A 20,198-nucleotide genomic window follows, 5' to 3' on the forward strand; every position below is an offset into this window, starting at 1 on the left:
TATCGCATTTATAATGATCCGCATCGCATAGATATAGATAAATAATATAAATTATTGATAATACAGTCCTAATCGACTATATAAAAGCGTATATTTTATCTGATTTAGTGCCGAAAAGTATAGATGCGTCATTATCAATTTATACGGCATAGCTCGAGATTAATTAATTTAGTTTTAACATAGCGCTTATTTTACATAAAAAGTATGCTGAGCCCGAGAACTATTTAGCGGTTAGCAATTAGAATGCTGTATAGGTCATTAAATACTTGCTCAACAGATAGCTCACGTAGGCAATTAAAGTGATGGAGCGGGCACTCTCTGGCAAAGCATGGACTGCACTTGAGATGCAGCCATTGCACCTTTGCAAGCTTAGATAAGGGAGGGGTATATCGAGGGTCAGTCGACCCATAAAGTGCGACGATTGGTCGTTGTAATGCTGCAGCCACATGCATCAAACCAGAATCGTTTGTTACCACTACACTTGCTCGTGTGATAAGTGCGCAAGCTTCGTCAAGGGACGTTTTGCCGCATAAGTTACGTATGCTTGGAACGTCCTCCGCGATAGCCTGAGCGACTGTTCGGTCCCTAAGTGAGCCAAGTGCAATAACTTGAATATAGGGAAATGAGTGGTTAATCATTCGCGCTAGTGCCGCAAAGTGTTGTGTCGGCCAGCGCTTTGCTGGCCCATATTCTGCGCCAGGACAAAACACGATCAGGGATATATCCGTATTAAGATTAAATCGGTGAGACACGCGAATGGACTCGCTCCAATCAGTTGTCAGCCTCGGTAGTGGCAAGTCGCGTGGTATTTTAGCGCCTGGTGCATAGGCAAGCGCTGCGTAATAAAGCACCATCGACGTTCGCTTACTTTTTAGCGGATTCGGATGCCTAACATTTAGTAAAATATAGCGGCTCTCGCCAGTATAGCCAATGCGTAGTGGTATACCTGAAAACTTCAGAATAAGTCCTGACTTTAGCGAGTTTGGTAGTACATAAGCCATGCTATAGGCGGCTTTTCGAAGGTCACATGCTAACTGCCATCGCTTCCATAGTTGCAGCTTACCGTGTGCCAGGCTAGTTAAATAAATTTTGCGGATCTCTGGCATTCGAGCAAGCACCGGAGCTACCCACGTAGATGCTACAGCATCGAGAACAATCTTTGGGTGAAGTTGCTTGATTACAGCAAATAATGGCTGAGCCATCAACGCATCGCCAATCCAATTGGGTGCAATTATAAGCGCGCAGCGCATCGTATTAGATTGCATTAATAACTTCTCCTCACTAACCCTAAACTACGACATCGCGTAGAGCGGCTTAATAAGTCTTAAGAACTTTTTCGTCTCGAAGTTTATAGCGCGTACCGCAGTAAGGACAACGAGACTCGCCGTGCGTAACGTCGATAAAAATACGAGGGTGGGCACTCCAGCGAGGCATTGTTGGATCCGGACAATAGGCGGGTAGCTCTTGTGGACTTAGCTCATGCAATGGCATTTCTCTTAGTTTATTCATAAGAAGGTAGAGATCTTAGATTCGACGGGAGATAGTCTAGATTTGGGTTAGCCAGTGCATATACCGTTTGTTTTTTCCCGAAACGATATCAAAGAACGAGGACTGTAGCTTTTCGGTAACTGGTCCTCGGCGGCCATAGCTGATTGTACGATTATCTAGTTCACGGATCGGCGTAATCTCTGCTGCGGTCCCGGTGAAAAATGCTTCATCTGCCGTATATACCTCGTCCCGCGTGATTCGCTTTTCGATGACTTCAATGCCGAAGTCTCTTGCTAGAGTAATGATCGTGTCACGTGTGATTCCATCTAAGCATGATGATAGATCTGGAGTATATAGCTTGCCGTTATTAACGAGGAAAAAGTTTTCACCTGAACCTTCAGATACATAGCCGTCTACATCTAAAAGCAGTGCTTCATCATAGTTATCAGCAATCGCCTCTTGGTTGGCAAGGATCGAGTTTACGTACCAGCCAGATGCCTTAGCTCGCACCATAGACACGTTAACGTGGTGGCGTGTAAATGATGAGGTCTTCACGCGAATGCCATGGGATAGTCCTTCATCGCTGAGGTAGGCACCCCATGGCCATGCCGCAATTGCGACATGGATTGTGTTGCCTATCGCCGACACACCAAGCCTTTCAGAGCCAATCCAGATAATTGGACGTAGGTAACATGACTGAAGTTTATTTTCTCGTACAACGTCGCATTGAGCATCAATAATTGTTTCTTGGTCAAACGGCACGTGCATCCTGAAAATCTTTGCGGAGTTGAACAGGCGCTTTGTATGCTCTTTTAGACGGAATATTGCAGTACCTTGAGCAGTCTGGTATGCACGAACCCCCTCAAATACACCCATTCCGTAATGTAGCGTATGCGTTAATACGTGAATCTTAGCATTGCGCCACTTGATGAGCTTGCCGTCCATCCAGATTTTGCCCTCGCGGTCAGCCATGGACATAAAGATTCTCCTTACGGTATCTATTATCAGCTGCATACACAGAACGCGCGATAGCTTAGCCGAAGAATGTTATTCTAGCTCTAATTCAATGCCTAACGTATATATAGCGCATATCTTGTAGTAGCTTGTGAGATGCTAACGGATTAGTTAGTAGATAAATTCGTGGATGCATAAGCAGGCCAGTCATATAATCTGTGTTTTAATGTAATCGAAAGTCGCGTTGCAGTTGCTAAGCGCCAGCTTTTTTCACTTAATTCACTGTTGCTGCTATGTTCCACCGTTTGTCCGATATCGATCGCCCCGCCTTTTTCGATGGCATGCGCATTTATGCACCGACCTTTGCTGCAATATTTTCTTGGGGGCTAGTGACTGGTATCGCTATGGGTAAGTCAGTTCTGACTATGCCGCAGGCACTTGGAATGTCTTTGCTCGTGTATGCTGGGTCCGCTCAACTTGCCGTATTGCCCTTGCTTGCCGTAAAGCTGCCGATGTGGACTGTATTGTTAACTGCGGCGATGGTTAATACACGATTTATCGTGTTTAGCGCCAGTTTAGCACTACATTTTTCATACCTGTCGATGCCACGCCGTCTACTTTTGGGCTACTTTAATAGCGACGTGCTCTATTTATTGTTCCAGGCGCGTGGCTTTAAGCCAGGGTATGAGCCTGGTAAAGAAGCATTTTTCTGGGGTATGGCATTATCAAGCTGGATTATATGGCAGTTGTCCTCTATTCTTGGTATTGTGCTTTCTAGCCTTTTTCTAGATGACTGGGGCTTAAGCTTGGCGGGTACCCTTGCGCTGATACCAATCATGGTATCAGCGATTGCTGGTCGCTCGATGCTGGTGGCTGTAGTTATTGCAGCTATTGTTTCACTTATTAGTAGTGACTTACCATATCGTCTATCATTGCCGATCTCTATTCTCGCCGCCCTACTCGCTGGAGTTATCGGAGATGCTTGTGCTCATAGTAAGTGGGCAAAGATCTTACAATGCGTTAGACGAGGCGTTGGAGCATCGAAATGAGTTCGACCAAAATTTGGCTTGCGATCGTCGGCATGATGATCGTCACTGCTGTGACCCGTTCTGCTTTTCTGTTAGGCGGAGATCGACTTGTGTTGCCAGAGCGCGTGTTGCGTGCATTGCGTTATGCTCCAGCAGCAGCTCTGATCGCCGTAGTTATTCCGGATGTTGCAATAACGCCGCAAGGATTATCTTTTGGGCTTGAAAACCATGCATGGTATGGTGCAGTTGCAGGCACGCTTTGGTTCTTGTGGCGTCGGAGTATGGTTCAGACGATCATCGTTGGGATGCTAGCATTTACGGCACTTCGGTTGTGGTGTCCTTGATTAGTTGTCACACTCTGTCTAACTCTACAGAGCTTTCAATATTTTTAAGGTATATTATTCGATACGCTAGAATTACATGTTCTTCGCTAACCGCATTAGTACGCATTATTCATTTGCCCTTCAGTTCGCTAAGCGCCCATCACGCACTGCCTAGTCGAGGCAGAGAATTTACCCCTTCTTAAGCTCTGTCAAGCTAATCTTATGACTCAAGTTCTGTGTCTAACCGATGTTATCATAGACAGAAAGCTGCGCGGTCAGCGTGTATTTATCCGTTCTGACCTGAACGTTCCTCAAGATAGTGCCGGTAATATCACCGAGGATACCCGTATTCAAGCAGCGGTTCCGGCAATCCGCCAGTCGCTTAATGCTGGAGCGGCAGTAATGGTGACATCTCATCTAGGTCGACCCATCGAGGGACAGTTTAAGACAAAAGACTCTCTTGCGCCTGTGGCTAGGCGACTTAGTCAGTTAATCGGTCGTGATATACCATTGGTAACCAACTGGGTTGAGTATGGTGTAAGCGTGTCGCCTGGCAATATCGTGCTCCTCGAGAATTGCCGGGTTAATCTGGGCGAGAAAAAAAATTCGGATGTACTTGCGCAGAAAATGGCTTTGCTATGTGACATATACGTTAATGATGCATTCGGAACCGCACACCGAGCAGAGGCGACTACGCACGGGATCGCGAAGTACGCAAAAATTGCCTGTGCTGGTCCATTGCTTATGTCAGAACTCAATGCGTTAAGTAAAGCACTAGCTAATCCGAAGCGTCCGCTTGTAGCAATCATTGCAGGCTCAAAAGTTTCGACAAAACTCAAAATCCTGAGATCGCTTGCTGAGAAAGTGGATCAACTAATCGTGGGCGGGGGGATCGCTAATACTTTTATGTTAGCCGTTGGGCTGCCGATCGGAAAATCGCTGGCCGACTTAGCTTTAGTCGGTGAGAGTAGATCAATTATCAATGCTGCACAAACGCGTGGGGCATCCGTGCCCATTCCAACTGATGTAGTAACTGCCAAGACACTCGTACCCGGTGCCCAGGCACAAACTAAGCTGGTACGCGAAGTGGCTGACGACGACATAATTCTAGATATTGGCCCGAAAACTTCGGCTGAGCTAGCTCTACATCTAGAAAAAGCCGGAACTATCCTATGGAACGGGCCCGTTGGTATGTTCGAGTTTGATCAGTTTAGCAACGGCACGAAAACTCTTTCGAAGGCTATCGCGAAGTCAAAAGCTTTCTCCATTGCTGGTGGTGGTGATACTCTAGCAGCAATTACGAAGTATGGTATTTATAACAATATTAATTATGTTTCAACCGGTGGAGGGGCTTTCCTTGCATTTCTTGGGGGTGAGACGCTACCTGCAATCGAGATTCTACAAAGCCGTTTGTAAGTTTGTAAGCTAGAAATTTTGGCTCAAAAATAGTCACGAATATAACCTGGCTAAAAATCGTCGTTAATACTGTATGGTGTTTTAGCCTGCACAGCAGGCTCTAGAATAGTGCCAGCGCTATTCTATTCGTTCCTAGCAATCGACCTCACCATCGCTAATTTTATTAAGTTAAGAGGACTTATGCATCGTGCTACTAAGATTGTTGCTACCATTGGACCCGCATCTAGCTCGCTAGACGTTTTGTTACGAATGATAGCGGCAGGGTTAGATGTTGTACGACTAAATTTTTCGCACGGCACCGCAAATGATCATCTCCAGCGTGCTGAGCTTGTACGGGAAGCTGCGCGGCAGGTGGGTCGTGAAGTGGCAATCATGGCAGATCTACAAGGTCCTAAGATCCGAATCGGCAAATTCGAGGCCGGCCGAATAATACTTTCCATGGGCGCTACGTTCGTTCTAGATGCTGCATGCAAATTAGGCAATGAGAATCGAGTCGGTTTAGACTACAAGGACCTACCGAGAGATTTAAACACCGGTGATATTTTACTGCTTAATGATGGCCTCATCGTGTTGAGTGTGCAGCGCGTGATTGGTAATGAAATCCATACAAGCGTAAAGGTAGGTGGTGAATTATCAAATAATAAAGGGATTAATCGTCAGGGAGGAGGGCTGTCGGCGCCCGCCCTGACAGCAAAAGATATGGAAGATATACCCATTGCTATGGCGCTTGGCGCGGACTTAGTTGCCGTGTCGTTTCCTAAAAATGCGATGGATATGGAGATAGCCCGGCAGCTCGTGAATATTGCCGGAGCGCCATACGGTCATAAACCGAAGATGATAGCTAAAATTGAGCGTGCCGAAGCAATTCCATCATTACAAGAAATCCTTGATTCATCAGATGGTATCATGGTAGCGCGTGGCGATTTAGCGGTGGAGGTTGGTAATGCAGCGGTACCTGCGTTGCAAAAGCGCATGATTCGAATGGCGCGGGAAGCGAATAAGACCGTTATTACAGCCACGCAAATGATGGAGTCAATGATTCAAAATCCAGTTCCGACTCGCGCTGAAGTCTCAGACGTGGCTAATGCAGTTCTAGATGGTACCGATGCAGTCATGCTATCTGCGGAGACCGCATCTGGTCAATATCCAGTCTCAACGATCGAGACGATGGCGGCTATCTGCGTAGAAGCGGAAAAGTCTGAGAAGGTCGAGTTAGATAAGGATTTCTTGGATCGAACATTTACTCAAATCGATCAGTCTATTGCGATGGGTGCTCTATTTACCGCGTTTCACCTTGGTGCTAAAGCGATTGTTGCCTTAACTGAATCAGGTGCCACTGCGCTGTGGATGAGCCGTCACTGGCTACATGTGCCGATTTATGCGTTGACTTCATGTCTGGCTAGCGAGCGGACAATGGTATTGTACCGAAATGTAGTGCCGCTACACCTAGAATCGAGCCTTGATCACGATACAGCACTACAGCAAGCACTCGAGGTGCTAGTGAAGAACGGCTATGCTATGAGCGGCGATATTATTGTCTTAACTATAGGTGAACCTATGAGACAGGCTGGAGGTACCAATATGCTAAAGATTGTCAAAATCAGTAACTCCGCTTAAAGTTTCGGGATTTTATCGCAATTGCGTTCTGATCAAAGTCTAATAATCGTGAATAACCCAAATATAAGACGGTCGCAATTCAAGATAGCTCGCAGCGTACGGCACAATAGAATAAATGCATGCGATCTATAATAAGGAGGGGATGCGTCTAGTTCAGGAAAAATTATTATTGAAGGAGTAAAATATGCCTCTCGTATCTATGCGTCAGTTATTAGATCACGCCGCCGAAAACAATTATGGATTACCAGCGTTTAACGTTAACAATCTCGAGCAAGTGCAGGCGATTATGGCGGCTGCAGACGAAGCGGGTGCACCGGTAATTATGCAGGCATCGGCAGGCGCACGTAGATATGCCGGTAGCGCTTTCCTGCGTCACCTAGTTAAGGCGGCGGTTGAGTCTTATCCACACCTGCCGATTGTAGTGCATCAGGACCACGGGCAATCTCCGTTAGTTTGCATGGAGGCAATCTGCAACGGTTTTACTAGTGTAATGATGGACGGCTCTTTACAAGCTGACGGCAAGTCAATTGCGAGTTATGAATATAATGTCAAGGTGTCACAACAAGTGACTGAGTTTGCGCATTCGGTTGGAGTGACGACTGAATGTGAACTCGGCGTACTTGGTTCACTTGAGACAATGACTGGTGCCAAAGAAGACGGGCATGGTGCAGAAGGAATAATAACACGGGAGCAACTGCTAACCGATATTGAGCAGGCAGCGGACTTTGTAAATAAGACTCAGTGCGATGCGCTAGCTATAGCAATTGGTACATCTCACGGGGCTTATAAATTTACGAAAAAGCCAACCGGTGATATTTTAGCTATCAATCAAATTAAAAAAATCCATGCGAGGATTCCGAATACGCATCTAGTAATGCACGGCTCTTCATCAGTGCCGCAAGAGCTACTAGCGGAGATCCGTAAATTTGGTGGTGATATAAAGGAAACATATGGTGTACCAGTTGAGGAAATCCAGGAAGGCATCAAACACGGTGTGCGCAAGATTAATATCGATACAGATCTACGACTAGCAATCACTGGTGCGATCCGACGCTATTTTTTCGAGAACCCAAGTAAGTTCGATCCGCGCGATTACCTTAAACCGGCACGAGAAGCAGTCAAAAAAATATGCCTAGAGCGCTATCTGCAGTTCGGTTGCGAAGGGCAAGCTAGTAAGATTAAGCCGTTGTCGCTAAATAAAGTTGCCAAGAAATATAAGTCGGGTGCGCTACAGCAAATATAGGCTAATTTTCGTCAGGTCAGCCCTAATACGTGTTGTATAAGAGCTCCCTCAAAGCAACGTTACCGGGGGGGAGATCTCTCAGTGCTGAGTACGTGCCGTTCCTGCATAGCAGCAGAATGGCCTTTCTGCTTTATAGAACTCCACAATGCCTACCGTGCTTTATAAATCTACGCTAAATTCGCTATTACTAATAAGTCGCGGTAAGGTTCGTGATAATTATGCGATCGACAACGACAAGTTTTTAATTGTGACGACCGACCGCTTGTCAGCATTCGATGTGATTCTGGGTGAGCCGATCCCAGACAAGGGGCGAGTTCTCAACCAAATGACTAATTTTTGGCTTGACAAGCTTGCGCATGTAGTGCCAAACCACTTGACTGGAATAGCGCCAGAAAGTGTTGTCGCTCCTGATGAGGTGCAGCAGGTTGTCGGCCGTGCAGTCGTAGTGCGTCGACTCCGGCCTATTTTGCTAGAGGCTGTAGTGCGTGGCTATCTTGCTGGCCGAGGCTGGAAAGATTATCAAGCTAGCGGTTCTTTGTATGGAGTCTCACTGCCGGCAGGCCTACAAAACGCGCAACAGCTACCAGAGCCAATCTTTACACCGACATTGAAAGCGAATATCGGTTATCACGATGAAAATATTACATTTTCTGAGGTTGAGCGGCGTATTGGAACTAATTTAGCAGTGTGCATTCGCGATATTAGCATTTCACTGTACAAGATGGCTTCGGAGTACGCAGCCACACGAGGAATCATTATTGCAGATACAAAGTTTGAGTTTGGGCTCGATGACGATGGAACTCTATGCCTAATGGATGAGGTCTTAACCGCCGATTCCTCTCGATTTTGGTCTATGGAGCAATACCAAGTCGGCAGTAATCCATTATCGTTCGACAAGCAATTCGTGCGTGACTGGCTAGAAGGTCAGTCCTGGAACAAGGCGCCACCAGTACCTAAGCTACCGCATGAGGTAATCGATAAGACTACGGCAAAATACCGTGAAGCCCTTAGGAGGCTTACTGGCCAGCTTTTATATCAATAGCGTAAGTGCGCAATGAATAAAGTCCAACAGCAAGCAGAGCAGTTAGCACAACCTGGTGATGTACATAGTCACTTAAGACCGCTAGTTGGTGTGGTTATGGGGTCATTATCGGACTGGGAAACGATGCGGAATGCGGTGGCAATCCTTCGTGATTTTAGCGTGCCCTATGAAGCGCGCGTCTTATCTGCGCATCGCATGCCAGATGAAATGTTTGATTACGCGCAGATCGCCCGGGCTCGTGGACTACGCTCGATCATTGCAGGAGCGGGTGCTGCCGCTCATCTTCCAGGCATGCTCGCGTCTAAGACGACGATACCAGTGCTTGGTGTGCCAGTGGCTAGTAAGTACATGCGGGGTATAGACTCCTTATACTCAATTGTACAAATGCCTAGAGGTGTACCTGTCGCTACGTTTGCGATCGGTGCGGCTGGTGCGGCTAATGCCGCATTATTTGCCATTGCGTTGCTTTCAAGCACATATAATATTAACGCGCAAGTTAATGCAGAGGACTTCGCTTCTAAACTTGAAATGTTCCGCGTGCATCAGAATAATGATGCACGCGATATTGTATTGCCCCCGGATTGAGGCATTAGCATAAGCTAAAATGCTTATTAATAGTCTTTAGCATTAAATTATATTCCCTGTCTTAAAGGGGCCATTCCTGTCGACTTTATTGTTTTAACAAGATGATAAATGTCTATCTACCTATAAACGGCATGCATTCGTTCTCGCCGGCGTATACTAATATAGCGACATTCGCTCCCCCAGCGTATGCAAGCGCGCCTATCATGCCTGGAAAATGGTTAGGTATAGTTGGCGGCGGGCAACTGGGCCGGATGTTTTGTTTTGCCGCACAAGCAATGGGCTACCGTGTCGCCGTATTAGATCCGGAGATCACCTGTCCAGCAAGTGGTGTTGTGGATCGACATTTTTGTGCTGAGTATAATAATTACGAGGCACTTACTGAGATGGCAAGGCTATGCTCGGCAGTATCGACAGAGTTCGAGAATGTGCCTGCCGCTAGCCTAGACTGGCTAGCACAAACAACCTGCGTTAGTCCGTCTGCGCGGTGTGTCGCAATCGCACAGGATCGTATAGCCGAAAAGCTCTGGATAAAAAAAGCTGGTGTATCAGTCGCGCCATATATAGTAATCGAGTCGTCAGCTACGCTGCGAACTCTCTGTGATAAGTCTTTATCGGTAGTATTGCCAAGTATCCTAAAGACTGCGAGACTGGGTTATGATGGCAGAGGACAAAAAAGCGTATGCAACCCAGATGAGGTGCGAGCCGCGCACGCAGCACTAGGTGGTGTTACATGTGTCCTTGAACAACGACTGCCGATTGCGTATGAGATTTCAGCTATCATCGCACGTTCTACAGATGGCACAACCGCAATGTTTCCAATCGTACAAAATATTCATCGTAACGGCATCTTATCGCAGACGATCTCACCGTCCCCAGTTGGGGATACTGCACTCATTAGGCGTGTACAGGCTGCAGCACTTTCGATTGCAGAAAAATTAAACCATGTTGGCGTGCTATGCGTAGAGTTCTTCGTATTAAAAGACGGCTCACTGGTAGCTAATGAAATTTCACCTCGCCCTCACAATTCTGGCCACTATACGATCAACGCATGTGTATCAAACCAGTTTGAGCAGCAGGTTCGTGCGATGACTGGCATGCCATTAGGTTGCACGCGCCAGCATTCGCCTGCAGTGATGCTTAATTTGCTTGGAGATATATGGTTTACAGATAAAATGCTACGCGTGCCACCATGGCACAAGGTTGTTAAGATACCGGGGGCACACCTGCATCTGTATGCGAAAGAAGAAGTTCGTATTGGACGAAAAATGGGCCATGTGACTCTAACTGCTCCAGACTTGCACATAGCCCAGGCGGCAGCGCGTAATTGTATGAATCTTTTACATATCCCACTTGAATGAGCGACATCCGAAGATATAGCGATGGATGCCATACTCTACCGCTAACGTCTACTAATAGTAATGCGCCGAAGTACTATACACTAGCCACGATAGATGCTGCCGTATGCCGCTTAGATGCAGGAGAACTAGTTGCGTTTCCGACTGAGACAGTATACGGGTTAGGTGCAGATGCTTGCAATCTACAGGCCGTAGCGCGCATCTACGAGGTTAAGAATCGTCCTGCAACTCATCCGGTTATCGTACATCTAGCATCAGGTGATGATCCTGGTCGCTGGGTTCTCTCGATAAGCCTGGAAGCGCAACGCCTAATAGATGCTTTTTGGCCTGGGCCGTTAACCTTAATCTTAAAGCGAGCTGCCACAATTACGAATGCGGTAAGTGGCGGTCAGGATTCAATTGGACTTCGATGTCCGTCGCATCCAGTCGCTCAAGCGTTACTGCGCGCATTCTCTGACTTGCGGCATGGCCACAGCAGCATAGCCGCTCCTTCCGCGAATAAGTTCGGCTATGTAAGCCCAACAATCGCTCAGCATGTCCGAGATGCGTTTGGCGATAGTATCTACCTATTAGACGGTGGGGCATGCGACATTGGTATTGAGTCGACGATTGTCGACCTATCTCGTGGATTTCCATCTCTGCTACGCCCGGGGCGAATTACGCAGCAACAAATCACAGATGTACTGGGCATAGCACCGCAGCTGCCTAGTAATAGTTCTATTGCCACAGCGCCACGCTCATCAGGCACTCTGAAAGCACACTATGCGCCACATACGCCGATCTCACTGCTGCCTATCGAGGACATTCTAAATACAGTCGAATCGTATTCGTCGCATAAACGACTAGCGGTTATCGCTAGCAACAGCCTGCCCCAGGCCGATGTATTACGTGGGCGGCCTAACTTGGAGTTCCTTATCGCGCCCAATAATCCGTACACGTATGAGTACAAACTCTATCGGATGCTTCGGCAACTAGATAGTTTGAACGTGCTGCGTATTTTTATTGAACTACTACCATCTACCTCTGAGTGGACTGTAGTTAACGACCGCCTGCAGCGTGCGGAGGCAGCATTTAAATCCGACGGCCCTATACTTATAAGTAGCCCAAATACCTGATAACTATCTGCTCTACACTAAAGCTTTCTGAAGAGAATTTATTATAAAGTTACTCAGTGCTAATAATAGGCCGATAGCGTACGCGCTGGTTACCGCATAGGTAGCGATATCAGAATAAAGTGTTTAAATCCTCCAAAATATCTCCTCTACTAAAGCTAATTCCCAAGCTAGTGCTTAGGCACTATTTATGATCACCTAGAATTCGGTACATAATATTTATAGCACTGTAATGCATTTTGTGATTTTTTATCAAGTCATTGTTAATAAAGTCTTTTATATAGTTAATTTTATTGTTAGACCGGATAAGGCATACTTAATACTGTTTAGGCGATAGATTAATAATCGAGTTGAGTCTAAATGACAGCGACCTAAACGAGCATAGTAGTGAATCTAGACAGACATTATATGATGCGTTGGTTTTATTATTGCAGTAGGTAAATAACTTGTAGATGCATTAAACCACTGCTTATTTAAAATCAGACCACCTCTAAAGCAGTAATTCTTTGTTAGTGAGCCTTATATATTAGATCTATTTCCTCTGGAACAAGCTTAGGGTCGTTTATGTCTTGGATATACAAATGGCCACGAAATACGATGGAATTATCTATTACTCCATTATTATATACACCTCGTGCGTCACCGGTAATCTTTTCTAAGAATTGATAGACATGCATGGGCAATTACTAGTTTGATAACTTATGCTCTAGTCGTAGTAATACCTGGTAGGCTTGGTCATAGGGCGGCTCCCTATGACTCAAAAGTAGGAAACATTCTAATATTTAAGGTATAAATTCAAGGAAAGATATCTGCATGCATAGGGCATGAAACTAGTTCTCGGCCGCTGCGCGCTAAGCGGCCGAGAAATTGGCCGCCGGTAAGTAAAATAAGATATTGATTATAAACAGTTATGTTCTGCGCCACCATTTTATTAACACACTAACACCATACACGATAGTGGATAGCGTGCTGATCCAAAAGCTTGTTGGCCAGTCAGTGTAGAACGCTAACGTAATACCGATCCATGCCTGCATAAGCGAGAACAGAGCTGCGCATACTATGCCAGAACTAATTCGATTTGTAAGGTTCTGAGCAGCAGCAGCTGGCCCTACCATGAGTGTAAATACAAGCAGCATACCGACAATTTGTGTGCATTGTGCAACCGCGATAGCGACAATTGCTAGAAATAGCATCGATATGGAGCGCAAAGACACGCCTTTGGCTTCGGCTAACTCTGGCTGTAGGCTCGAGAAAATTAGAGGCCGTGCAATTACCGTTAAGGCAGTAAAGACTAATAGTGCTAGCCACGCGAGCGATATAAGCATACTAGTATTTACACCTAGTATGCTACCAAATAGCAGCACAGTAACCTGTGTTGCATAGGCGGTAAAAAAATGGAGAAAGAGCAGGCCAGAGCCGAGGGATAGCGATAGCGTAATACTGATAGCGATGTCATATCCAGATAGACGTCCGCCGAGAGCACCCATCGCAAGACCAGCTACAACCGTAAAGGCGATCATACCCCAAAGCGGTGAAATGCCGAGTAGTGCTGCGCCTGTAGCGCCAGTAAATCCGAGATGCGCTAGCGCATGTCCGGCAAAGACCTGCTGGCGCAGAACCAGAAAAAAGCCGACGACTCCGGAAACGATCGCAGCAATACCAGACGCCACAAAGGCGTTCATCATAAACTCATATTCAAACATCATACATTCCGCGTAGCACGATATTGCAGTTAAACTAGTACGCTATTAACAGAAATCAGGGCCAAAGGCTGAAGCAGCGCGTTATACATATACACTGTTATAATTGTGTGAGTGGTGGCATTGCTCTATTTCTATGCCTCCGAACATGACAAAGATCCGTCCAGAAATTCGTATCACGTCGATTGGCACGCCGCCATACAACCGTGATAGTACTGATGGCGTAATAACCTGATCGACAGTGCCGAGCACAGCAAGGCTATTACCTAGGTAGAGGACGCGGTCAATAACATTAAGCAGCGGATTAAGTTCATGAGCGCTAAACAAGATAGTAATGCCTAATTGACGTTGTACTCGTCGCACTAATTCGACAACGCTAGCTTGGTGATTTGGATCCAAGCTAATTAATGGCTCATCTAGCAATAGTAGTTTAGGCTGTCCGAGAAGGCATTGTGCTAATAGGAGACGCTGACGTTCACCGCCAGATAATTCTACGAAAGGTCGCTCAGCTAGCGTAGACGCGCCAACGATCGCTAGAACGTCGTCCACAGTTCGACGTTTTCGGCTCCGGGATAATGTTACCCCTAAGCGGTTCCCATTGAACGCGCATGCTATAAAGTCTCGGCCGGAAAGACGCTGAGCTATCGCTGTGTTACGTACTTGTGGCATATAGCCGATTGCGGTATTGCCAAATGTGACTCGATTTTTAAGTACTCGTAGTCTACCATGAGCAATAGGAGAAAGTCCGAGTAGTGTTCGCATTAGCGTAGTTTTCCCGGAACCGTTAGGGCCTAGTAGGCCAATAAATTCACCTTTATTTACTGTAAAGCTAATATTATCAAGCACGCACCGCGTACCTAATTTAATCGTGACGCAATTTAGCTCGATTGCTGGTTCAATCATTAAAATTATCCTTTTAACGCTTTTTGCAGGGCGTCAAGTTGTTCCAGCATCCATTGGCAGTATGTTCTGCCATATGGCTTTGTTTCAGTAACGCGCACCGTCGGCACATGTGACTGCTGCGCAATCTTTAACATCTGCTGAGTTAACATATCGCTAGCTTGGCTGTTGTAAATCAGTACTTTTACCTGCCGCCTACTTAAGTCACGCTCGAAGGCCGCAATATCAGCGGCGCTAGGCTCTGTTTTGTTCATTGTAGCAAGCTGAAAACGTTTGTTGTGCATCGTTAAGCCAATAGCTTCGGCCATATAGCTAAATACAGGTTCGGTAGCTGTCACAGGCACGCCCTGATAGCATTGTTTTAATTCCGCAATTTTTTGATTGATTGGCTTGAGCGAGTTAATAAATTTAGTCAACCGGATAGCATAGTCTGCTTTATGCTCTGGATCTGTTTGTATAAGGAACGCATTAACTGCACGTGCTACTGTTGGCATAGTCTTAGGTAGGTACCATAGGTGTGGATTGTCGCCTGGCTTTTTACCGATAAGATCAGCAACAACAATTTTTGTATGCGGCTGCTGGTTTTCTCGTGAGCCAGAAAGCAACTTAGGCAGCCATGGATTATAGTTTGCACCATTGTAGATAAGCAGTTGCGCGGAGGCATATTCCCGAGCGATACTTGGGCTAGCTTCAAATAGATGCGGATCCTGGTTAGGGTTGCTTAGGATACTTTTAACCGATACATAAGGACCACCTAGCGTTTGCACCAGCTCTCCATAAAAGTTCTCGACTGCAATAACTTGAATCGTCTGGGGGCTAACATTGCATGCCGCTATCCCAGTGAGTGGCGGCATGTAGAGGGCAACTAATGACGCAGCGGTTGTAATAAGGCGTTTCATTAAACGGTTCCGAAGAGATTTGTACCGCAAGCGCGGGTAGACTCGTATGAGCGCTCAATATAAAATATTATAACATAACATTTATCTACTTTCTCGTATCAAAATCACGAACAACGTATTTTAGAAGAGAGTCAAGGCTGAAAAAAACAATAGCTTCTGCTATTGTCCAGGTCATGCACACGATTCTTTCTATATCTAATCTCTCAAAAACGTATGCGTCTGGATTCCGGGCGCTACACAACATTAATCTTGATATCCAGCGTAGCGAGATCTTTGCGCTGCTCGGATCAAATGGTGCTGGCAAGACGACGCTAATTAGTATTATCTGCGGCATCGTCAATCCAAGTAAGGGGCGCGTCATAGTTGACGGCTATGACATAGTGACCAATTACCGAGCCGCACGCTCAACTATTGGGTTATTGCCACAAGAGCTAACCACCGATACATTTGAATCGGTATGGCGAACAGTCTCATTTAGTCGCGGCTTATTTGGTAAACCAGCTAATCCTGTGTATATTGAAAAAGTTTTGAAAGAGCTGTCACTCTGGGATAAAAAAGACAATAAAATCCGAACGTTGTCCGGCGGTATGAAGCGCCGCGTAATGATTGCTAAAGCATTATCGCATGAACCACGTATATTATTCCTAGATGAGCCAACGGCCGGCGTAGATGTCGAGTTGCGACGCGACATGTGGAGACTCGTACGGTCTTTGCGCGACAGCGGCGTGACAATAATCTTGACTACGCACTATATCGATGAAGCCGAGGAAATGGCTGACCGCATCGGTGTAATCCGTAACGGCGAGATTATTCTTGTCGATCATAAGACAGAGTTAATGCGTAAGCTTGGTAAAAAGCAGCTGACGCTTCAGTTACATATGGCCCTACAGAGCGTTCCGAAGAAGCTTGCCGTATATGGACTCGAGCTGGCGCGTGGAGGTAACGAGCTGATCTATACTTATGATGAGCACGCAGAACACGCTAACATCATTGAATTACTACGAGCGCTGGATGATGAAAATATCGTCTTTAAAGACCTGCAGACGACACAAAGCTCGCTAGAGGATATCTTCGTGAACCTTATAGAAAGGTGTCACGAACTACCCCGAAAGGAAGCGACGTGATGAATATATATGCAATTCGTGCAATTTACTGCTTTGAGATGGCTCGTACTTGGCGGACTCTGATGCAAAGCGTAGTATCGCCTGTAATTTCGACGTCTCTGTATTTTATCGTCTTCGGTACGACCATCGGCTCTCGTATCCAGTATGTTAATGGTATGAGCTATGGGGCATTTATTGTGCCCGGACTCATCATGCTATCTTTGCTTACGCAAAGTATCTCGAACGCCTCGTTTGGTATCTACTTTCCACGTTTTACTGGCACTATATACGAGCTTTTATCCGCACCAGTATCGTATGTCGAGATTATAATTGGCTACGTCGGTGCTGCTGCGACCAAGTCGGTTATGCTGGGATTAATTATCCTAGCTACCGCCCATTTGTTCGTTCCGATCCAGATTAACCATCCGGGTTTTATGCTGTTATTTTTGCTGCTGACCGCATTCACATTCGCACTGTTCGGCTTTATTATCGGCGTGTGGGCCGACAACTTCGAGAAGTTACAGTTTGTGCCGCTGCTCATTATCACACCGTTGACATTTCTTGGCGGCAGCTTTTATTCGGTTAATATGCTACCGCCGTTTTGGCGCACGGTAGCGCTATTTAACCCAGTAGTATATCTAGTTAGTGGGTTGCGTTGGAGTTTTCGAGCTGAAGCTCAGGTAAATATTATCACTTGCCTAGGCGTAACAATCTCATGTCTAGTTATATTTATAGGAATAGTCGCGTGGATCTTCAAAACTGGATATCGCCTGAAGAGCTAAAAAATGTTAGTCACTGATTAGTGGTTAGTATTGATACATATATACAATATTAATATTACAAACAACGCCCTCATTCGACAATCTACTCAGCGGGGATGCATAGCTGAACCTGAGGAAGGTGGCGCTAGTTTTAGCCTAAAATTATTACCCCCGCTTCGTAGAAGTCTTCTTCAGCTCCAGCGCGCTTAGAGCTTTTTTACCAAAAAATACGCATATTAACTGGGAGATTACGAAAATTCGTTTCCCCGAATGGGGGCGCTGTTTGTGTGTTAAAATCCACGCTCAAATAACAGAATCCCACGGTACGGAAAGTCGCATTGCGCAGTTGATAATACCCACCATTGAGTAGGTTTGCGGAAAGTTTCCCCACATTTCACCAGTAACTGGATGCGTGTCTTCGGATAGTAAACCAAGATGGTTCCGCGATGCCAGCATTGCTTCGAAGATTACGCGGGCTTCCTCACGACGACCAATTCTAGCTAGTGCATCAATACGCCAAAATGTGCAGATATTAAATGCGGTTTCAGGCTTTCCAAAATCGTCTGGTGCTTCATAGCGTCGCATGTAGGGGCCATCGCATAGTGATCGCTCTAGTGCTTCAACAGTGGATATAAAGCGCGGATCTTTTGAGTTAATCATGTTGACTTCAGCCATCAGGAGCACGCTTGCATCTAAATCTCGTCCACCAACGCTTTCAGCAAATGCGCCACGAGCCTCGTTCCACGCGTTATCTAGCAAATATTCACGGATCTTGTCAGCGCGATCACGCCACAGCATTTCGCGCTTAAGTAGCCCAAGCGTATGTGCGATTTTTGCAAGCCGATCGCAAGCGGCCCAGTTCATTAATACCGATGAAGTATGAATGCGAGCACGCGACCGAAGCTCCCACATGCCGGCATCTGGTTGCTTATATATTTTATAGGCATGCTCCCCCACAGACTCTAAATGCTCAAACTCGGATAGCCCGGCTGGGCGCATTAAGCGCCGATCATAGAAAGCCTGTGCCGCACCTAAGATGATATTACCGTATACATCGTGCTGGAAGTGCTCGTATGCCTGATTGCCAACACGTACTGGTGCTTGACCGCGGTACCCATCCAAATGCTCAACAATCGACTCTGGAAGCGACTCTTCGAGACCAATACCGTAGAGTGGTTTGATGTGCCCTCCCTTGGATCGCAATACAATATTTTGTAACCAGCGTAAGTAATTTTCCATAGTGCTAACTTCAGATAAACTGTTTAGCGCACGTACCACAAAGAATGCATCGCGTAGCCAGCAATATCGGTAGTCCCAGTTACGACTACTATTTGGCGCTTCCGGAATGCTAGTAGTCATTGCCGCAATAATCGCACCAGTATCCTCAAAAAGAGACAGCTTTAGCGTGATAGCTGCTCGAATTACCGCATCTTGCCATTCTAGAGATATCGCAAGCCGGCTGCTCCACTCACGCCAGTACTGGATAGTATTTTGCTCAAAATCATGCACGATATTCTTAATATCTGCAGTCAGTATTTCATCCGGTCCAAAGATAAAATTAGCCTCTCGATCAAGCAGAAATTGCTGCTCTGAGGCAATGTACGATAATGGCGCGTCAGTCGTGAGCCTCAGCATTTGCGTAGGGCCAACGTAGCGGATATAGTGGCTGTCTTGTGTGATTATAGGTGGCAACTGGCCCCAGTTAAAACGGGGGCGTAGCTGTACTGTAATACGTACTGCGCCTTCTAAGGGCTTCACGCGGCGCACGATCGTTGTTGGGCGGAAATAACGCCCACGTGAATAGAATCGTGGCGCGAAGTCAGTAATCTCAATACCCTGCCCATTTATGTCATATAAGCACGTACGAAGCACAGCGGTGTTTGGCTCGTAGAACTGCTCACTACGCTCATATTTCTCAATTTTTATACCCCATAAACTAGCATGATCTGAGGTATCAATGAGTGCGTTAAAGACCGGATCACTATCAAATCGCGGCAAGCAGCTCCAGACAATGCAACCCATCTTATCAATCAGTGCACTGAATGCACAATTGCCAATAACGCCGAGATCGAGCGAGCGATGGGAGGCAGTACGGAGGGAGGGGGTCGGGGATGACTCGGTAGAAGACAGGATCATCGTAAAATACCTTAGCGTTCTAAGTTTGGATAGGGAAGATGCGTCTACGGCATGTGAAGCTTTACCACGTACAGTGTGCAGTCTGCGCTAGCTTTTCGGTGTCGCGCAAGACTGCACACTGCATCAGTTACTAAACTTGACACGCACTTAAGTGATGTAAACTTTGACATATACAGTACGAAGGCAGTTACTAGAGATAGGTGACGGTTAGATAATCTGGTGGCACGCCTGCCCATACTATATCGATGCTTTCACCCTATTCGTAGAGAGTCGTCAATCATTGAGACTTGCGCAGTCAGATTAATAACCACCCATATAACAGGCTGTTTAGTTGTTACTATTAAGAGAGGAGTCGAGGTCTATTGTACCGTCCTCGCGCCTTTGCGCAATTAAATAGCAACATCTACTGAATTAAAATGCTGATAACATGCAGCAGCGAAGAGTCCAGAAGGAATTTGAAGAAATATTAGAGAAATAAAAGCAGTTTCTATTATTATCTAATCGATAAAGTAATACGATCTAACTTAGCCAAATAA

The 20,198-nt window shown here is 46.1% G+C and carries 18 protein-coding genes; 11 read left to right on the plus strand and 7 right to left on the minus strand.

The features are described from left to right. Positions 1-224 precede the first annotated feature (224 nt). The 3 genes from waaF to KW136_RS00665 form a co-directional block, all read right to left on the minus strand. Entirely contained in the window at positions 225-1,250 is a 1,026-nt protein-coding gene (gene waaF / locus KW136_RS00655; RefSeq protein WP_216797364.1) for a lipopolysaccharide heptosyltransferase II, read from the minus strand. Positions 1,251-1,314: 64 nt separating this feature from the next. Further along, positions 1,315-1,509, minus strand: coding sequence for a zinc-finger domain-containing protein (locus KW136_RS00660; protein ID WP_216796448.1), 195 nt, complete (start codon positions 1,507-1,509; stop codon positions 1,315-1,317). Between the two features lie 36 nt (positions 1,510-1,545). After that, entirely contained in the window at positions 1,546-2,466 is a 921-nt protein-coding gene (locus KW136_RS00665; RefSeq protein ID WP_216796450.1) for a branched-chain amino acid transaminase, read from the minus strand. Between the two features lie 269 nt (positions 2,467-2,735). Here KW136_RS00665 and KW136_RS00670 point away from each other — a divergent pair, with 269 nt between their 5' ends. The 9 genes from KW136_RS00670 to KW136_RS00710 all read left to right on the plus strand — a co-directional run bounded on the left by KW136_RS00670 (position 2,736) and on the right by KW136_RS00710 (position 12,166). Continuing rightward, a complete protein-coding gene (locus KW136_RS00670) occupies positions 2,736-3,491 on the plus strand; it encodes an AzlC family ABC transporter permease (RefSeq protein WP_216796451.1) in 756 nt (251 codons plus the stop codon). After that, positions 3,488-3,814, plus strand: coding sequence for an AzlD domain-containing protein (locus tag KW136_RS00675; RefSeq protein WP_216796452.1), 327 nt, complete (start codon positions 3,488-3,490; stop codon positions 3,812-3,814). The genes KW136_RS00670 and KW136_RS00675 overlap by 4 nt, the downstream gene beginning before the upstream one ends. A 201-nt stretch (positions 3,815-4,015) precedes the next feature. After that, on the plus strand, positions 4,016-5,209 hold the full coding sequence (locus KW136_RS00680; protein WP_216796453.1) for a phosphoglycerate kinase: 1,194 nt from the start codon (positions 4,016-4,018) through the stop codon (positions 5,207-5,209). A gap of 180 nt (positions 5,210-5,389) precedes the next feature. Beyond that, a complete protein-coding gene (gene pyk, locus KW136_RS00685; RefSeq protein WP_216796454.1) occupies positions 5,390-6,826 on the plus strand; it encodes a pyruvate kinase in 1,437 nt (478 codons plus the stop codon). Between the two features lie 184 nt (positions 6,827-7,010). Continuing rightward, positions 7,011-8,069 carry a class II fructose-bisphosphate aldolase gene (fba, locus tag KW136_RS00690; RefSeq protein ID WP_216796455.1) on the plus strand — a complete coding sequence of 353 codons (1,059 nt, stop codon included), beginning with the start codon at positions 7,011-7,013 and terminating at the stop codon, positions 8,067-8,069. Between the two features lie 145 nt (positions 8,070-8,214). Beyond that, on the plus strand, positions 8,215-9,111 hold the full coding sequence (locus KW136_RS00695) for a phosphoribosylaminoimidazolesuccinocarboxamide synthase (protein ID WP_216796456.1): 897 nt from the start codon (positions 8,215-8,217) through the stop codon (positions 9,109-9,111). Positions 9,112-9,123: 12 nt separating this feature from the next. After that, the gene (gene purE / locus KW136_RS00700) at positions 9,124-9,696 is read left to right on the plus strand and encodes a 5-(carboxyamino)imidazole ribonucleotide mutase (RefSeq protein WP_216796458.1); all 573 of its coding nucleotides are present in this window, start codon (positions 9,124-9,126) and stop codon (positions 9,694-9,696) included. A 203-nt stretch (positions 9,697-9,899) separates the two neighbouring features. Beyond that, positions 9,900-11,054: a 5-(carboxyamino)imidazole ribonucleotide synthase gene (locus KW136_RS00705; RefSeq protein ID WP_246583190.1), complete on the plus strand. Its 1,155-nt coding sequence runs from the start codon at positions 9,900-9,902 to the stop codon at positions 11,052-11,054. After that, entirely contained in the window at positions 11,051-12,166 is a 1,116-nt protein-coding gene (locus KW136_RS00710) for an L-threonylcarbamoyladenylate synthase (protein ID WP_216796460.1), read from the plus strand. The genes KW136_RS00705 and KW136_RS00710 overlap by 4 nt, the downstream gene beginning before the upstream one ends. Before the next feature lie 905 nt (positions 12,167-13,071). On the opposite strand, the gene KW136_RS00715 is transcribed toward KW136_RS00710, so the two are convergent. From KW136_RS00715 to KW136_RS00725, 3 genes are all read right to left on the minus strand, one after another. Next, complete coding sequence (locus KW136_RS00715) at positions 13,072-13,866, minus strand: metal ABC transporter permease (protein WP_216797366.1); 795 nt, start codon at positions 13,864-13,866, stop codon at positions 13,072-13,074. Between the two features lie 81 nt (positions 13,867-13,947). Beyond that, a complete protein-coding gene (locus tag KW136_RS00720) occupies positions 13,948-14,766 on the minus strand; it encodes a metal ABC transporter ATP-binding protein (protein WP_216796462.1) in 819 nt (272 codons plus the stop codon). Between the two features lie 5 nt (positions 14,767-14,771). Next, on the minus strand, positions 14,772-15,617 hold the full coding sequence (locus KW136_RS00725; RefSeq protein ID WP_420885631.1) for a metal ABC transporter solute-binding protein, Zn/Mn family: 846 nt from the start codon (positions 15,615-15,617) through the stop codon (positions 14,772-14,774). Positions 15,618-15,835: 218 nt separating this feature from the next. Here KW136_RS00725 and KW136_RS00730 point away from each other — a divergent pair, with 218 nt between their 5' ends. Both KW136_RS00730 and KW136_RS00735 read left to right on the plus strand, forming a co-directional pair. Continuing rightward, a complete protein-coding gene (locus KW136_RS00730; RefSeq protein WP_216796466.1) occupies positions 15,836-16,786 on the plus strand; it encodes an ABC transporter ATP-binding protein in 951 nt (316 codons plus the stop codon). Further along, a complete protein-coding gene (locus tag KW136_RS00735; RefSeq protein WP_216796468.1) occupies positions 16,786-17,547 on the plus strand; it encodes an ABC transporter permease in 762 nt (253 codons plus the stop codon). The genes KW136_RS00730 and KW136_RS00735 overlap by 1 nt, the downstream gene beginning before the upstream one ends. 282 nt (positions 17,548-17,829) lie before the next feature. Here the strand turns inward: KW136_RS00735 and KW136_RS00740 are convergent, their stop codons facing one another. Further along, the gene (locus KW136_RS00740) at positions 17,830-19,662 is read right to left on the minus strand and encodes a glycoside hydrolase family 15 protein (protein ID WP_216796470.1); all 1,833 of its coding nucleotides are present in this window, start codon (positions 19,660-19,662) and stop codon (positions 17,830-17,832) included. Between the last annotated feature and the right edge of the window lie 536 nt (positions 19,663-20,198).

The sequence above is a fragment of the Candidatus Vallotiella hemipterorum genome (assembly GCF_910593725.1).
Classification (GTDB): Bacteria; Pseudomonadota; Gammaproteobacteria; order Burkholderiales; family Burkholderiaceae; genus Mycetohabitans; species Mycetohabitans hemipterorum.

Bases quoted from the DNA above. Each gene is read 5' to 3' on its own strand.
- KW136_RS00665 (WP_216796450.1), bottom strand. From the start codon at position 2,466: ATGTCCATGGCTGACCGCGAGGGCAAAATCTGGATGGACGGCAAGCTC.
- waaF (WP_216797364.1), bottom strand. From the start codon at position 1,250: ATGCGCTGCGCGCTTATAATTGCACCCAATTGGATTGGCGATGCGTTG.
- fba (WP_216796455.1), top strand. From the start codon at position 7,011: ATGCCTCTCGTATCTATGCGTCAGTTATTAGATCACGCCGCCGAAAAC.
- KW136_RS00715 (WP_216797366.1), bottom strand. From the start codon at position 13,866: ATGTTTGAATATGAGTTTATGATGAACGCCTTTGTGGCGTCTGGTATT.
- KW136_RS00725 (WP_420885631.1), bottom strand. From the start codon at position 15,617: ATGCCGCCACTCACTGGGATAGCGGCATGCAATGTTAGCCCCCAGACG.
- pyk (WP_216796454.1), top strand. From the start codon at position 5,390: ATGCATCGTGCTACTAAGATTGTTGCTACCATTGGACCCGCATCTAGC.
- KW136_RS00670 (WP_216796451.1), top strand. From the start codon at position 2,736: ATGTTCCACCGTTTGTCCGATATCGATCGCCCCGCCTTTTTCGATGGC.
- KW136_RS00710 (WP_216796460.1), top strand. From the start codon at position 11,051: ATGAGCGACATCCGAAGATATAGCGATGGATGCCATACTCTACCGCTA.
- KW136_RS00675 (WP_216796452.1), top strand. From the start codon at position 3,488: ATGAGTTCGACCAAAATTTGGCTTGCGATCGTCGGCATGATGATCGTC.
- KW136_RS00720 (WP_216796462.1), bottom strand. From the start codon at position 14,766: ATGATTGAACCAGCAATCGAGCTAAATTGCGTCACGATTAAATTAGGT.
- KW136_RS00735 (WP_216796468.1), top strand. From the start codon at position 16,786: ATGAATATATATGCAATTCGTGCAATTTACTGCTTTGAGATGGCTCGT.
- KW136_RS00695 (WP_216796456.1), top strand. From the start codon at position 8,215: ATGCCTACCGTGCTTTATAAATCTACGCTAAATTCGCTATTACTAATA.
- KW136_RS00680 (WP_216796453.1), top strand. From the start codon at position 4,016: ATGACTCAAGTTCTGTGTCTAACCGATGTTATCATAGACAGAAAGCTG.
- KW136_RS00660 (WP_216796448.1), bottom strand. From the start codon at position 1,509: ATGAATAAACTAAGAGAAATGCCATTGCATGAGCTAAGTCCACAAGAG.
- KW136_RS00730 (WP_216796466.1), top strand. From the start codon at position 15,836: ATGCACACGATTCTTTCTATATCTAATCTCTCAAAAACGTATGCGTCT.
- KW136_RS00740 (WP_216796470.1), bottom strand. From the start codon at position 19,662: ATGATCCTGTCTTCTACCGAGTCATCCCCGACCCCCTCCCTCCGTACT.
- purE (WP_216796458.1), top strand. From the start codon at position 9,124: ATGAATAAAGTCCAACAGCAAGCAGAGCAGTTAGCACAACCTGGTGAT.
- KW136_RS00705 (WP_246583190.1), top strand. From the start codon at position 9,900: ATGCCTGGAAAATGGTTAGGTATAGTTGGCGGCGGGCAACTGGGCCGG.